Source organism: Desulfosceptrum tomskiensis (assembly GCF_049818055.1).
Classification (GTDB): Bacteria; Bacillota; Desulfotomaculia; order Desulfotomaculales; family JASEER01; genus JBFLVT01.
Map to the genome: position 1 here is coordinate 2097855 of NZ_CP187479.1, position 13811 is coordinate 2111665.

General features: G+C 59.4%; 10 protein-coding genes, 6 tRNA genes and 1 other annotated feature. All 16 genes read left to right on the forward strand.

Annotated elements, in window-relative coordinates; translation table 11 throughout:
• The first annotated feature begins 182 nt into the window (after positions 1-182).
• A tRNA-Cys gene (locus tag ACPV0M_RS10650) sits at positions 183-275 on the forward strand.
• 207 nt (positions 276-482) lie between these two features.
• Entirely contained in the window at positions 483-1361 is an 879-nt protein-coding gene (locus tag ACPV0M_RS10655; protein WP_425620616.1) for a hypothetical protein, read from the forward strand.
• A 190-nt stretch (positions 1362-1551) separates the two neighbouring features.
• On the forward strand, positions 1552-3975 hold the full coding sequence (gyrA, locus tag ACPV0M_RS10660) for a DNA gyrase subunit A (RefSeq protein WP_425620617.1): 2424 nt from the start codon (positions 1552-1554) through the stop codon (positions 3973-3975).
• A 19-nt stretch (positions 3976-3994) separates the two neighbouring features.
• Entirely contained in the window at positions 3995-4450 is a 456-nt protein-coding gene (locus ACPV0M_RS10665; protein WP_425620618.1) for a universal stress protein, read from the forward strand.
• A 344-nt stretch (positions 4451-4794) separates the two neighbouring features.
• The gene (locus ACPV0M_RS10670) at positions 4795-5235 is read left to right on the forward strand and encodes a universal stress protein (RefSeq protein ID WP_425620619.1); all 441 of its coding nucleotides are present in this window, start codon (positions 4795-4797) and stop codon (positions 5233-5235) included.
• Positions 5236-5428: 193 nt separating this feature from the next.
• A complete protein-coding gene (gene pdxS, locus ACPV0M_RS10675; RefSeq protein WP_425620620.1) occupies positions 5429-6313 on the forward strand; it encodes a pyridoxal 5'-phosphate synthase lyase subunit PdxS in 885 nt (294 codons plus the stop codon).
• 4 nt (positions 6314-6317) lie between these two features.
• Positions 6318-6884 (forward strand): pyridoxal 5'-phosphate synthase glutaminase subunit PdxT, encoded by a 567-nt coding sequence (gene pdxT, locus ACPV0M_RS10680; RefSeq protein ID WP_425620621.1) that lies wholly within the window; start codon positions 6318-6320, stop codon positions 6882-6884.
• Positions 6885-6995: 111 nt separating this feature from the next.
• Positions 6996-7207: a binding site (T-box leader), on the forward strand.
• 71 nt (positions 7208-7278) lie between these two features.
• On the forward strand, positions 7279-8424 hold the full coding sequence (locus ACPV0M_RS10685; protein ID WP_425620622.1) for a pyridoxal-phosphate-dependent aminotransferase family protein: 1146 nt from the start codon (positions 7279-7281) through the stop codon (positions 8422-8424).
• 4 nt (positions 8425-8428) lie between these two features.
• Positions 8429-10009: a phosphoglycerate dehydrogenase gene (gene serA / locus ACPV0M_RS10690; RefSeq protein ID WP_425620623.1), complete on the forward strand. Its 1581-nt coding sequence runs from the start codon at positions 8429-8431 to the stop codon at positions 10007-10009.
• 187 nt (positions 10010-10196) lie between these two features.
• Entirely contained in the window at positions 10197-11474 is a 1278-nt protein-coding gene (gene serS, locus ACPV0M_RS10695) for a serine--tRNA ligase (RefSeq protein WP_425620624.1), read from the forward strand.
• A 213-nt stretch (positions 11475-11687) separates the two neighbouring features.
• A tRNA-Ser gene (locus ACPV0M_RS10700) sits at positions 11688-11778 on the forward strand.
• Positions 11779-11973: 195 nt separating this feature from the next.
• Positions 11974-12067, forward strand: a tRNA-Ser gene (locus ACPV0M_RS10705).
• 385 nt (positions 12068-12452) lie between these two features.
• A tRNA-Arg gene (locus ACPV0M_RS10710) sits at positions 12453-12528 on the forward strand.
• Positions 12529-12664: 136 nt separating this feature from the next.
• A tRNA-Arg gene (locus ACPV0M_RS10715) sits at positions 12665-12741 on the forward strand.
• 273 nt (positions 12742-13014) lie between these two features.
• The gene (gene tadA / locus ACPV0M_RS10720; RefSeq protein WP_425620625.1) at positions 13015-13491 is read left to right on the forward strand and encodes a tRNA adenosine(34) deaminase TadA; all 477 of its coding nucleotides are present in this window, start codon (positions 13015-13017) and stop codon (positions 13489-13491) included.
• A gap of 48 nt (positions 13492-13539) precedes the next feature.
• Positions 13540-13635, forward strand: a tRNA-Ser gene (locus ACPV0M_RS10725).
• Positions 13636-13811 lie beyond the last annotated feature (176 nt).

Genomic DNA, 13811 nt, shown 5'->3' on the forward strand with positions numbered 1-13811 from the left:
CATTTTGCCATTGCATCCTGTAATAGCGGCTATGACAATAGGTTATTATACTGACTTGGTAACAACCCGTCCGAAGCCGTTCGGGGTTCGTCAGGCCTATAGCGGTAACGGTTTAATAAAAATAACAGAATAGCATAGATTACATAAAGGATTGTAATGCTTTATGGCAAATGTATCTCTTCGGAGAGAAAGGAGCCGGTGCTCCCCGCGGACTGCAAATCCGTCGGCCAGCCTCGCAAGCTGGGGTCGGGTTCGACTCCCACTTCTCTCCTCCAAAACACGGAAGTCGACTGTTTCGTTTTGCAGGGATTCGGTAGCCGCCGAATCCCGTTTTTCTTGCATTCCCCATCCCACGGGATGCTCAACGCTCAGTGCCCCATTGTTTCCTAGCACTTGCCAGGATGTCTTGGCCTGTAAAAAGTAGTAGTATAACGTTACGGCCGGATTGATGGGGCCGCCTTTTTTCGCGGGAGGGGTGACTGGTGAATCCGCACGGAACAATGCCGGCCTTCGAGGTCGCCAAGAAGTTGGGCATCAGTCTGGCGGAGGTGAGGCTGCTCGTGCGCGAGGGCAGGCTCTGCGTGACGGCTATCGGCGACGGCAAGTACGGCAAGGAACTCTGGTTCTCGCGGGAGGAAGTCGAAAAACTGGCGGCGGTCATGCCGGAGGTTAAGAAATCCTGGCAGAATAAGAGAACGCTGAACCGGCCAAAGGGGAACACGACCGTATCCTTGGCGTCCATGATTAAGGTCCGTAAGGTACGGTACCAGGAGGAAGATTTCCTGGAGTCGCTGAACCTGATGCCGGAGCGGATGGCGGTACTGCTACGGGCCGCCTATTACCTGTTTCACCTCAATCACTACGCCAAGGCGGGGCACCAGCACCTTTATATGCTGAAAGGGCAGGTCTTGCGGACGATGACCCGCAACTTCGGCGTCGAGGACGGTCTGAGCGCGGGTTTCGTCGACGGCGGAAGCCGCGTGCTCCTTTGCCCGTCCTGCCGCCGTGAAGCCAACGCCCTGGGACAGGACTACAAGACGTACATCCTTGCGGCGGGGAAATGCAAGAAGTGCCGGGAGGACCATCACTATTACAGTCTGTTTGAGTTCAGGGTGACCGCCGGTGACCACAGTTTTACCTTTCACTCGCCTTACCCCGTTTGCTGCAAGTGGTTCGGCAGTCACGAAGGGTTGCCCAGCCGTCCAAGAGAGCCGGTCGAAAGGGAGGACGGGTTCAGCTTCGGGCGGCCGATACTGGTCGCGGAAGCCAGGGCCATACCGCTTGATAAGGTTGTTGCCGAGCTGCAGGTTTTTATCAGAAACGAGGAAAGGCAGAACGCCGCTCCCCGGGAGACAAGGTGATAGGAGGTCCCGGTTCGAGCGGCTTCCCGGGACCGTGGAAAAGCGTTTGGCTTGTTGCTTTTTTTTGGTATACTAAACAATATAGAAACTTATGTCAAAAAGAGGTCGGAAGCTGGATGCCGGAGGTCTGACATCCGACCTCCGGCATCCGATTTCTGACCTCTGACTTCTGTTCTGGGGGTGCTTTTTTTTGGCCGCCGACCCCGGGAAAATCATTTCAATCGACATCAACCAGGAGATGCGCCAGTCCTACCTGGATTACGCCATGAGCGTCATCGTGGGACGAGCCCTGCCGGACGTCCGCGACGGCCTCAAGCCCGTGCACAGGCGGATCCTGTACGCCATGCACGCGATCGGCCTCACCCCGGAGAAACCCCACCGCAAGTCGGCTTACGTCGTCGGCGAAGTGTTGAAGGCCTACCACCCGCATGGCGACACCGCTGTTTACGACGCCCTCGTCCGCCTGGCCCAGGATTTTTCCAGCCGCTACCCGCTCGTTGACGGGCACGGCAACTTCGGGTCGGTGGACGGCGACGCCGCAGCGGCGATGCGGTACACCGAGGTGCGGATGGCGAAAATCACGCCCCAGATGCTGGCCGACATCGAGAAGGAGACCGTAGATTTCATAGACAACTACGACGGGACGACGAAAGAGCCCGTCGTCCTGCCCTCGCGTTTTCCCAACCTGCTGGTCAACGGCTCGTCGGGCATCGCCGTGGGCATGGCCACCAACATCCCCCCGCACAACCTCGGCGAGGTGATTGACGGCGTCATCCACCTGATCGACCACCCCGAAGCCGATATGGAAGAACTTTTAACCTATATCAAGGGCCCCGACTTCCCCACGGGCGGGATCATCATGGGGCGCCAGGGCATCCGCAGCGCCTACCGGACCGGCAGGGGCAGCTTCAAGGTCCGGGGCCGGGCGGTGATCGACAAGATCGGCAGCAAGCAGGCCATCATCATCACTGAGCTCCCTTACCAGGTGAACAAGGCCAGGCTGGTGGAGAAAATCGCCGAACTGGTCAAGGAAAAGAAGATCGACGGCATTACGGACCTGCGCGACGAATCGGACCGCACCGGAATGCGGGTCGTCGTGGAACTGCGCCGGGACGCCAACGCCAATGTCATCCTGAACCAGCTGTACAAGCATACGCAGCTCCAGGAATCGTTCGGCGTGATCATGCTGGCCCTCGCCGACGGGCAACCCAGGGTCATGGGGCTGAAGGAAATCCTGGAGCTCTACCTCAGTCACCAGCGTGAGGTGGTGACCCGGAGGACGCGCTACGACCTCGAGCAGGCCAGGAACCGCCTGCACATCGTCGAGGGCCTGCGCATCGCCCTGCAGCACCTCGACGAGGTCATCAGGACCATCCGCCGGTCGCGGGACGTCAACACGGCCAGGCAGGCCTTGATGGAGAACTTCGGCCTCACCGAAAAACAGGCGCAGGCCATCCTGGACATGCGCTTGCAGCGCCTGACCGCGCTCGAGCGCGAGAAACTGGAAGAGGAGTACAGGGAGTTGGTGGCCAGGATCGAGTACCTGGAGGGTCTCCTGGCCGACGAGCAGAAGATCATGGCCGTCATCAAGGATGAACTTGCGGAGATCAAGCGCCGGTTCGGCGACCCCCGCCGCACCGAGATCCGGCGGGATGAGACCAACATGCGGCCCGAGGACCTCATCCCCCTCGAAGACGTGGTGGTGACGATCACCAAACAGGGCTACGCCAAGCGGATGCCGCTCTCCGTTTACCGCAGCCAGCGCCGGGGCGGACGGGGCGTTACCGGCGTCGAGCCCAAGACCGAGGATTTCGTCCAGCACCTCTTTGTTACGAAGACGCACGATTACCTGCTCTTCTTCACCCAGAAGGGCAAGGTTTACAGGATTAAAGTTTACGAGATACCCGAGGCCGGGCGCCACGCCAGGGGCACCCCGCTGGTCAACCTCCTGCTTCTGGGCGGGGCCGAGGACGTCACCGCCGTCATCCCGGTGACCGACTTCGACGAGGACGCCTACCTTTTGATGGCGACGCGCCACGGCATCGTCAAGAAGACCCGGCTGCACGAGTTCGACACCGTCAGGCGCGACGGGCTGATCGCCATCAGCCTGGACGAGGACGACGAGCTCGTCGACGTCGAAATCACCGGCGGCGACAACGAGGTCGTCATCGGGACCAAGCGCGGGCTGGCCATCAGGTTCAGGGAGACCGACGTCAGGCCCATGGGCCGCACGGCCCGGGGCGTCCGCGGCATCAGTCTGAGGCCCGGCGACGAGGTTATCGGGATGTTCCACGTGCACCCGGGGGCGGACCTGCTGATCGTGACCGAACAGGGTTACGGCAAGCGTACCGCTTTGAACGAATTCCGGACCCAGGGCCGGGGCGGCAAAGGCGTCATCGCCATCAGGACCACGAAGCGCAACGGCAACGTCGTGGCCCTCGAGGTCGTCAACAAGAGTGAAGAGGTCGTCATGGTCAGCAGGGCCGGGGTCGTGATCCGCATCAACGTTAAGGAAGTGCCTGTGCTGGGCAGGCCGGCGCAGGGCGTGACCCTCATGCGCCTCAACGAAGGGGACTCCCTGGTCGCTGTAGCCCGCATTGCGCCGGGAGATTAAAAAGAAAGAGGGAGCGGCCGTGATCAAAAAAGTCCTTGTACCCACCGACGGTTCGGAATGCTCACTGCACGCGGTGGCGCAAGCCGCCAAGCTCATGCATCTTAACCCCGGGCTGGAGGTAACGATTTTTACGGTGCACAATGTGCCCAAGGGGATGGCCCGCCGCAAGCTGTTTTTCGTGTCGACCGGCCGGGACAAAGACGCCAGCAAGATCGACGACGTGTATGCCGAAGAGCGCCAGCAGGTCTTCAAGGCGGCGCTCGACATCCTCGAGGCCGAAGGTTTCACGGCCAAGACCGATTTCAGTAAGGGCAACCCGGCCGAGGAAATCTGCGATTACGCCCGGGAACACGGTTTTGACCTAATCATCCTCGGCCCGCGGGGCATCAGCGGCATCCAGGGACTGTTTATCGGGAGTGTAAGCAGCAAGGTGCTGGCTTTGGCCCCCTGCCCCGTCCTGTTGGCAAAATGCTAGGAGACCGCTGAAAAACTGCGCCTGGCAAAAAGGATGTCGGATGCCGGAAGTCAGAAATCTGACCTGATGAAATCCGCAAAGCAGATTTCTAAGGATTATAGACTTGCGATCGCGAAGCGATCGCTTCCCGTTCCGACCTCTGACCTCTCGCCTCGGACCTCTTTCTGAGCGGTCTCAGGGTGACTTCCAAAGCACGGTCGTACCCTGAAAGACGTCTGTACCAAAACCAGCGTCTTGGCTTTTTGCAGCACTCTCCTGGAAGCGCATTGAGCGCACTAAGGAATCGGGGTAAATGTTGCTTCCGTGAATACTGTGCGAACGATTTAAGAGAGGAGGCCTTGTTGATGGCAGATTATAAGATTCTCCTGGCGGGGGACGGTTCAAAACCATCCTTTCGCGTTGCCGAAACGGTCAGGGAAATGATGAAATGGAGCCCCGAGGTCAAGGTTACGGTGATCATGGTCTTTCCCGCCCACGAAAAAGCCGAGGACACCGAAGAGTTTTCTTTCGTGATGCACGAAGGGTTGAAAGAAATGGTCGAGGCCAATATGGAAAAGGTCGCCGAGTCCTACCGGAGCTTCTTCGCCGAGGAGGGCTTCGAGATTACGGTCGAGAAGCGCTTCGGCGACCCTGCCGAACGCATCGTCCGCTACGCCGAGAGGCGCAATTTCGATCTCATCGCCGTCGGCAAGAGAGGGCACAAAGGCTTCGAGAACATCGTCCTCGGCAGCGTGGCGCACAAGGTGATCCATATCTCCAAGATCCCGGTCCTGGTCGTCAGGTAAATCCAGGTTCCTGGTTCCGCCCAAAAAACGTCCCGGCACTCAATAGGGCTTGGTGCCGGGTTCGGCTTTTAGGGCGGGATAAGAGCTGTTTTTCAACAGTCCCGATATGTTGTTTTTTGTCGGGGGCTTGGTATAAGATAATGCCTATAGTAACGGAGCGGATTAACTGAGAGAGCGGAGGCTTAAGAGAAGAATGGTTGAGAAGGGTACCTGGACGGTAAAGAAAGGACTTGCCGAGATGCTCAAGGGCGGGGTGATCATGGACGTCACCACCCCCGAACAGGCCAAGATAGCCGAAGAGGCCGGGGCATGCGCCGTGATGGCCCTGGAACGCGTGCCGGCGGACATCCGCGCGGCCGGCGGCGTAGCCAGGATGGCCGATCCCACCATGATCAAAAAGATTATGGACGCCGTGACCATCCCGGTGATGGCCAAGGTCCGCATCGGCCATTTCGTCGAGGCGCAGGTTTTGGAGGCCCTGGGGGTCGACTACATCGACGAGTCGGAAGTGCTCACGCCGGTGGACGAGCAGTTTCACATCAACAAGCACCTCTTTAAGGTGCCTTTTGTCTGCGGGGCGCGTAACCTGGGCGAGGCGCTGCGCCGCATCGCCGAAGGGGCGGCGATGATCCGCACGAAAGGGGAACCGGGGACGGGGAACGTCGTCGAAGCCGTCCGCCACATGCGCATGGTGATGGACGAGATCAGGCGCCTCACGGTACTGCCTAAGGAGGAGCTGGTATCGGCCGCCAAGGAAATGGGCGCTCCCTACGACTTGGTGGTCCAGGTCGCGGAAACGGGGCGCCTGCCCGTCGTGAACTTCGCGGCCGGCGGCATCGCGACGCCCGCCGACGCCGCGCTGATGATGCAGCTCGGCTGCGACGGCATCTTCGTGGGGTCCGGCATTTTCAAGTCGGCCAACCCCGCGGCGCGCGCCAAGGCGATTGTGGCGGCGACCACGCACTTCAACGACCCGCAGGTCCTGCTCGAGGTCTCCCGCGAGCTCGGCGAGGCCATGCCCGGTCGCGAGATTTCCACGATCGCGCCGCACGAACGCATGCAGGACCGGGGTTGGTAATAAGATGAAAGTGGGCATCCTGGCCCTGCAAGGGGCCTTTATCGAACATGCCAGGGCGGTCCGCGCCTGCGGGCACGACCCGGTGGAAATCCGTAAGCCCGAGCAGCTCGATGACTGCCGGGCCCTGATTATCCCCGGCGGCGAGAGCACCACCATCGGCAAGCTGATGAACGAGTTCAACCTCTTCGAGGTGATCCGCGCCAGAGGGGAGCAGGGTATGCCCATCCTGGGGACGTGCGCCGGCATGGTGCTCCTGGCCAGGGTCATCGAGGAGTCGGACCAGCCGCGTCTCGGTCTGATGAACATCACCGTCAAGCGCAACGCTTTTGGACGCCAGGTCGACAGTTTCGAGGCCGATCTGGCGGTTCCTACGCTGGGGGACGACCCGGTAAGGGCGGTGTTTATCCGGGCGCCCTACATCACCGCCGTCGGCCCGGGGGTCGAGGTCCTGGCCGTCTTTGACGGTAAGATCGTCCTGGTCCGCCAGGACAGGCTGGTCGCCTCGGCCTTCCACCCCGAACTGACCGAGGACCTCAGACTGCACAAGTATTTCTTAAATCTGGCTGGTTAGCATGGGTTATGAGGCTGCTTGACAGCCCCTGATGGGCTGTTAAGCAGAAAGGGCTTGCGTTGTGTTCGAGGATATAGTAAAATCAGTGGCATCATCTGAAAAAACGCATATGTAAACCCAGTGCAGGGGAAAAGTACCCACTTTCTCCTTTTCAGAGAGCCGGCGGTCGGTGCGAGCCGGCAGGGACGGTGGCGAATTCCTCCCCGAAGGGGGCCTCGTTGAAAGCGGAGTAAGCGGGGACGGTGCCGAACCGTTATCGGATCGAGCGGGCTCATGCGAGCCAAGAAGGGTGGCAACGCGGGAGAATGCTTCTCGTCCTTTCCCAGGGCGAGGAGCTTTTTTATTTCCATAAAAACTTCAGTCAAAGGTACTGACCAGGGGGAGAGAGCTAGTAATGACCAAAAAACTGCGCCTGATGATTCCGGGACCTACGCCGCTGCCGCCGGAGGTCAGCGAGGCGCTGTCGCGCCCGATGACCGGTCACCGCAGCAAGGGGTTCGCCGAACTCACCGAAAAACTCACGGGCAAACTCCAACAGGTGATGCAGACCGGCAACGAAGTGTTCATCCTGACCAGTTCCGGCACGGGGGCGCTGGAAGCCGCCGTCGCCAACACGGTGAATCCCGGGGATAAGGTCCTGGCTCTGGTGGGCGGCAAGTTTGGGGAACGATTCCGCGACCTGGCCCAGGTCTTCGGCGCCGAGGTCGAGGAGTTGGCTTTTCAGTGGGGCCAGCCGTACGACCTGGACCTGGTGCGCGAGCGCCTGGCCGCCGACCCCGGCATCAAGGCCGTTCTGGCGACGCAGAACGAGACGTCCACCGGCGTCGTCAACGACATCGAGGGGTTGGCCCGGCTGACGAAGGACCACCGCGCCATCCTCTGCGTGGACGCCGTCAGCGGCCTGGGAGCCATCGACCTTAAAACCGACGCTTGGGGCGTGGATATCGTCGTGACGGCCAGCCAGAAAGCCCTGATGGTGCCGCCGGGCCTCGCCTTCATCAGCGTGAGCGAGAAAGCCTGGAAGGTCGTGGCTGAATGCAGCTCGCCGCGTTACTACTTCAGCCTGGAGGCGGCCAGGAAAGCTTATAAGAAGTGGAACACCGCGTATACGCCCGGCGTATCCTTGTTCTACGCGCTGGATGCGGCCCTGGACCTGATCCTCGCCGAGGGGCTGGAGCAGGTTTTCGCCCGCCACAAGCTGCTGGCCGAGGCGACCAGGGCCGGGGTCAAGGCCCTGGGGCTCAAGCTCCTGCCGCCGGAAAACGTCGCTTCTCCCGCCGTCACCGCCGTCCGGGGCCCGAAAGGCGTTGAAGTCGACGCCTTGCGCAAGCTGCTGCTCGACAAGTATGGCGTGCTGTTCGCCGGCGGGCAGGCTGAGCTCAAAGGCAGAATCTTCCGCATCGCCCACATGGGCTATGCCGATCAGCTGGACGTTCTTAGCGGCCTCGCCGCCCTTGAAATGGCGCTCGGCGAGCTGGGCCACAGGGTGACTCTCGGGGCCGGCGTCAAGGCTGCCCAAAAGGTTTTTCTGGGGGTGTAACGGAGTGAAAGTGCTGGTAACCGACAACGTTGCGCAGGAAGGGGTCAATGTCCTGCTGGGGCAACCGGGAATTGAAGTTGAGGTCCGGAACAAGATAACCGAGGACGAACTGGTGGCCATCATCCCGGAATTCGATGCGATCATCGTCCGTAGCGCCACAAAGGTCAACCGGCGGGTTATGGATGCCGGCGTCAACCTCAAGGTTATCGGCCGGGCCGGCGTGGGCGTGGACAATATCGACGTGAAATACGCCACCGAAAAGGGCATCATCGTGGTCAACGCCCCGGAAGGAAACACCATTGCGGCTACCGAGCATACGATGGCGCTGATGCTGGCTCTGGCCCGCAATGTGCCCCAGGCCGACGCGGCTATGAAGGCCGGAATTTGGAATAAAAAGGCCTTTACAGGTGTTGAGCTGCGCAACAAGACCCTGGGGGTCCTGGGATTGGGCCGTATCGGCAGCGGTGTGGCCAAGAGGGCCCAGGCGATGGAGATGAACGTCATCGCCTACGACCCCTATATCAGCGAGGAACGGGCGCAGGAACTCGGCGTCAAGCTGATGAGCCTCGACGAGGTCATCGCGAACGCCGATTTTATCACCGTCCATATGCCCAAAACCAAAGAGACCTATCACATGATCGACGAGCGGGCCATCAGGCTGATGAAACCGGGTGTCCGGATCATCAACTGCGCCCGCGGCGGCATCGTTGACGAAGACGCCCTGTATGAGGGCATGACTGCGGGTAAAGTGGCCGGCGCCGCCCTAGACGTCTTCGAGGTGGAGCCGAAGACCGACAGCCCCCTCTTTAAACTTCCAAACTTTATCTGTACGCCCCACCTGGGTGCGTCTACCTGCGAAGCTCAGGTTTGCGTGGCTACCGACGTCGCCGAGGAGATTATCGCCGCCCTGCGCGGAGATCTGGTGCGAAACGCGGTCAATATTCCATCGCTGCGTCCCGACATCCTCAAGGCGATCCGTCCCTTCCTCGACCTGGCCGAGAAGATGGGCCGCTTCCACGCCCAGCTTTTGTCCGGGCGCATCAGGCGGGTTGAGATCACTTACAGCGGTGAGCTCGCTGACAAGCCCGTGTCGCCGATAACGACGGCCATTGTCAAGGGTATCCTGGACACCATCCTGCAGGAGCGGGTCAACTTCGTTAACGCCATGATCGTGGCCAAAAACCGGGGCATCGAGGTCAACGAGACGAAGTCCGACCGCGAAGAGGACTACAGCAGCCTGATGACCGTGAAGGTCATCGCCAGCGAGTCCCAGCACGAGCTGGCAGGGACGCTGTTCCAGGGTTCCGACCCGCGCGTGGTCCTTATCGACGGCTACCGCGTCGACGCTGTGCTCAGCGGGCATATGCTGGTGGTTCCGCATATCGATAAACCCGGCATCATCGGACGGGTGGGAACCCTGCTCGGGGAACACGAGGTCAACATCGCGGCTATGCAGGTCGGGCGCAAGGTTGTCGGCGGCAAGGCCGTGATGATGCTGGTTATCGACAGCCCGGTGCCGGCCCCGGCGCTTGACGAAATGCGCAAGGTGAACGGGATTATAGATGTACGAATGGTAAGTCTTTAGGCGCCGAAGGCGCCTGCACTGGGCACTGTGCGCAGAATAGCACTGAGCAATGAGCACTGTGCACTGAGATTGTAAGGAATAGGGAAAAGGGATTCAGCTTGCTGAAATCCCCTCAAGTATCCCAACGCTCAACGCCCAAAGCCCAATGCTCAATGCGCAATGCTCACAGCTATTACGGGGTGATACGATGCTTGATTTGAAGTTCGTGCGCAAAAACCCTGACGCGGTCCGGGAAGCACTGAGGAAGCGGGGCGTGGATTTCAACCTCGACCAGCTCCTCGACCTGGACGACGAATGGCGGCAGATACTGTTTACCGTCGAGCAGCTCAAGAACCGGCGCAACTCTGTTTCCGAAGAAGTCGCCCGGCTGAAGAAGGCCCGTCAGCCCGCCGATGATTTGATCGTCCAGATGCGCGAGGTTTCCCAGCGGATCAAGGAACTGGACGAGGATGTCCGCCGCGCGGAGGAAAACATCCAGTCTCTGATGCTCCAGATCCCCAACATTCCTCACCCGTCGGTTCCCTACGGGAAGGGCGAAGAGGACAATGTCGAGATCCGCCGCTGGGGCGAGCCGCGCAACTTCGCGTTTACGCCCAAGGCGCACTGGGACCTGGGGGAACAACTGGGGATCATCGATTTTGTGCGCGGGGGCAAGGTCAGCGGGGCCAGGTTCAGTTTTTACCGCGGGATTGGCGCCCGGCTGGAGCGGGCCCTGATCAACTTTATGGTGGACCTGCACGTTACCCGTCACGGGTATACCGAGCTCTTTCCGCCGTTTTTGGTCAACGGGGCCAGCATGGTCGGTACGGGCCAGCTGCCCAAATTCGCCGAGGACATGTTCAAGGTCGAGGGCCAGGACTACTACCTCATCCCGACGGCCGAGGTCCCCGTGACCAACTACTACCGCGACGAAATCCTGGACGCTGAAATGCTTCCGGCTTACTTTGTAGCCTACAGCGCCTGCTTCCGGGCCGAGGCCGGGGCGGCCGGACGCGACACGCGGGGCCTGATCCGGCAGCACCAGTTCAATAAGGTCGAGCTGGTCAAGCTCTGCCGCCCGGAAGACTCGGATGAGGAACTCGAAAAACTGGTACACAACGCCGAAGAGGTGCTGAGACTCCTCGAACTGCCCTATCGGATCATCCTCCTCTGCACCGGCGACATAGGGTTCTCGGCGGCGAAGACCTACGACCTGGAGGTGTGGCTTCCGAGCTACCAGAGCTACAAGGAAATCTCCTCATGCTCCAATTTCACTGACTTCCAGGCCCGCCGGGCCAATATCAGGTACCGGCCCGAGCCGCGCGCCAAGGCGGAGTTTGTGCATACGTTAAACGGTTCGGGCGTCGCCGTGGGGAGGACGGTGGCGGCCATCCTGGAGAATTACCAGCAAGCCGACGGATCGGTAGTGATACCGGAGGCGCTGCGGCCGTACATGGGCGGCATAACGAGAATTGAGCCCGTGTAGAGGGGCTCAATTCTCGGCTGTGAGCGCTAAGCACTGAGCACTGAGATTAACGAGGAAAGGAATTCGGCGCTGCCGAACCCTTCAATCATCTCAACGCTCAATGCTCAATGCCAAGAAAATCAAGCGCTGACAGGCAAATGCTGCTCATACGGTATCCTTGACATGGGTTAAGCGTCTGTGGTATATTAAATTTTGCTTGAGCCGCGGTCATACGGAGGGGTGTCCGAGCGGTTTAAGGAGGCGGTCTTGAAAACCGTTGAACCCTGACGCGGTTCCGTGGGTTCGAATCCCACCCCCTCCGCCATTTCAGACGTCAGAAGTCGGGCGTCAGACGTCGGACTCGAAAGAATTCGCCGGGGGCGAATTCCAGGATTAAAAAGTAAGTTGTTAGACGTCGGTGGCGGAAGTGGAGCGGGGAACGGTTTTTTTGATAAGATTAAGGGTGGTTGTCGGCGTTGTTCGTCCTAAAGACGGCGTCCGGCGACCGTATACCGAGTTTGGAGAGATGGCCGAGCAGGTCGAAGGCGCTCCCCTGCTAAGGGAGTAGGCGGGCAAAACCTGCCTCGTGGGTTCGAATCCCACTCTCTCCGCCATATGAGACGTGCGATGTGAGAGGTCAGAGGTGAGTAGTTAACCCCGGAGAGTTCCCAGGGCTACCCACGACTGACTTCCCGCCTCACATATCTAAATTGAGACGTGTGATGTGAGAGGTCAGAGGTGAGTAGTTAACCCCGGAGAGTTCCCAGGGCTACCCACGACTGACTTCCCGCCTCACATATCTAAATTGAGACGTGTGATGTGAGAGGTCAGAGGTGAGTAGTTAACCCCGGAGAGTTCCCAGGGCTACCCACGACTGACTTCCCGCCTCACATATCTAAATTGAGACGTGTGATGTGAGAGGTCAGAGGTGAGTAGTTAACCCCGGAGAGTTCCCAGGGCTACCCACGACTGACTTCCCGCCTCACATATCTAAATTGTGCGCCCGTAGCTCAATGGATAGAGCAACAGACTACGGATCTGTAGGTTAGGGGTTCGAATCCCTTCGGGCGCGCCACAAAACAGATATCAGTCGTCGGACGTCAGACGTCGGACTTGAAGGAATTCGCCAGGCGAATTCCAATTTTATTAGTTCCATAAATCTTAGCCAGCATCATCCCGGAAAACCGCTGCCGACGACCGACGACAGAATTGCGCCCGTAGCTCAGGAGGAAAGAGCAGCGGTTTCCTAAACCGCGTGCCGGGGGTTCGAGTCCCTCCGGGCGCACCAATAAAGAAGTCAGAGGCCAGAAGTCAGAGGTCTGAACAGACGAAGGAATCGCTAAAGCGATTCCGGATTCTAAAACTAGTTAGAGGTCAGAAGTTGGAGGTCGGAAACAGAGGAAGCATCGGCCCAGCCGATGCGGAGGATTAGTCATCCGGTATTCTTATGATTGTTGCAGGAAGTGAAAAGACGAAGCCGGAGGTTTGATTTGCGGCAGTTCACCAGAACCATTCTTGAGATTACTATTCTGACCTCCGACCTCGGGCACCTGAAATCCTTATGATCGGCAGGGTGGAGCGGGAAAAACACGAGGGCTTCATGCGCGAGGCGCTGAAAGAGGCCGAGAAAGCTTTTGCCCTCGGCGAGATCCCGGTGGGGGCCGTGGTGGTGGTCAATGGGCAGGTCGTGGCCTGCGGCTACAACCTGCGCGAAATGCTCGATGACGCGACAGCCCACGCCGAAATCTTGGCCCTGCGCGAGGCGTCCCGGAAGCTCGGCGACTGGCGCTTAAGCGAAGCTACGCTCTATTCCACCGTGGAACCCTGCCCGATGTGCGCGGGGGCGATTGTGCAAGCCCGTGTGCGCAAGGTGGTTTACGGGGCCGACGACCCCAAGGCGGGCGCGGCCGGGTCTGTGCTGGACCTCCTGCGCGAACCGCGCTTCAACCACCAGGTGGAGGTTGTCCCGGGCATCTTGGCAGAAGAGTGCCGGGCAATCATGCAGCAGTTCTTCCGGCGCTTGCGGGAAGAACAATGAGGTTTGCCGGTTGCCAAACGCACAATTTGTAATACAGTAGACCGACGCGGAGAGATGGCTGAGTCTGGTCGAAGGCGCTCGACTCGAAATCGAGTAGGCGGACCAAAATCCGCCTCGTGGGTTCGAATCCCACTCTCTCCGCCATATAAGAACTGAGATGTGAGAAGTCTGAGGCGCGAAACAGAGGAAAGCGCCGGAGTTCTTACATTTTAAATTCAGAAGTGAGAGGTTAGATGTAAGCTAACCTCTCACTTTTTTGTTTGAATCAGGGCTCAACCAGGCCCAACCCTTGATTTTTGCAAAGTATATGTTACAATAAT

Coding starts and splice junctions, on each gene's coding strand:
- tadA (WP_425620625.1), top strand. CDS start 13,015: ATGATCGGCAGGGTGGAGCGGGAAAAACACGAGGGCTTCATGCGCGAG.
- serS (WP_425620624.1), top strand. CDS start 10,197: ATGCTTGATTTGAAGTTCGTGCGCAAAAACCCTGACGCGGTCCGGGAA.
- ACPV0M_RS10685 (WP_425620622.1), top strand. CDS start 7,279: ATGACCAAAAAACTGCGCCTGATGATTCCGGGACCTACGCCGCTGCCG.
- ACPV0M_RS10670 (WP_425620619.1), top strand. CDS start 4,795: ATGGCAGATTATAAGATTCTCCTGGCGGGGGACGGTTCAAAACCATCC.
- pdxT (WP_425620621.1), top strand. CDS start 6,318: ATGAAAGTGGGCATCCTGGCCCTGCAAGGGGCCTTTATCGAACATGCC.
- pdxS (WP_425620620.1), top strand. CDS start 5,429: ATGGTTGAGAAGGGTACCTGGACGGTAAAGAAAGGACTTGCCGAGATG.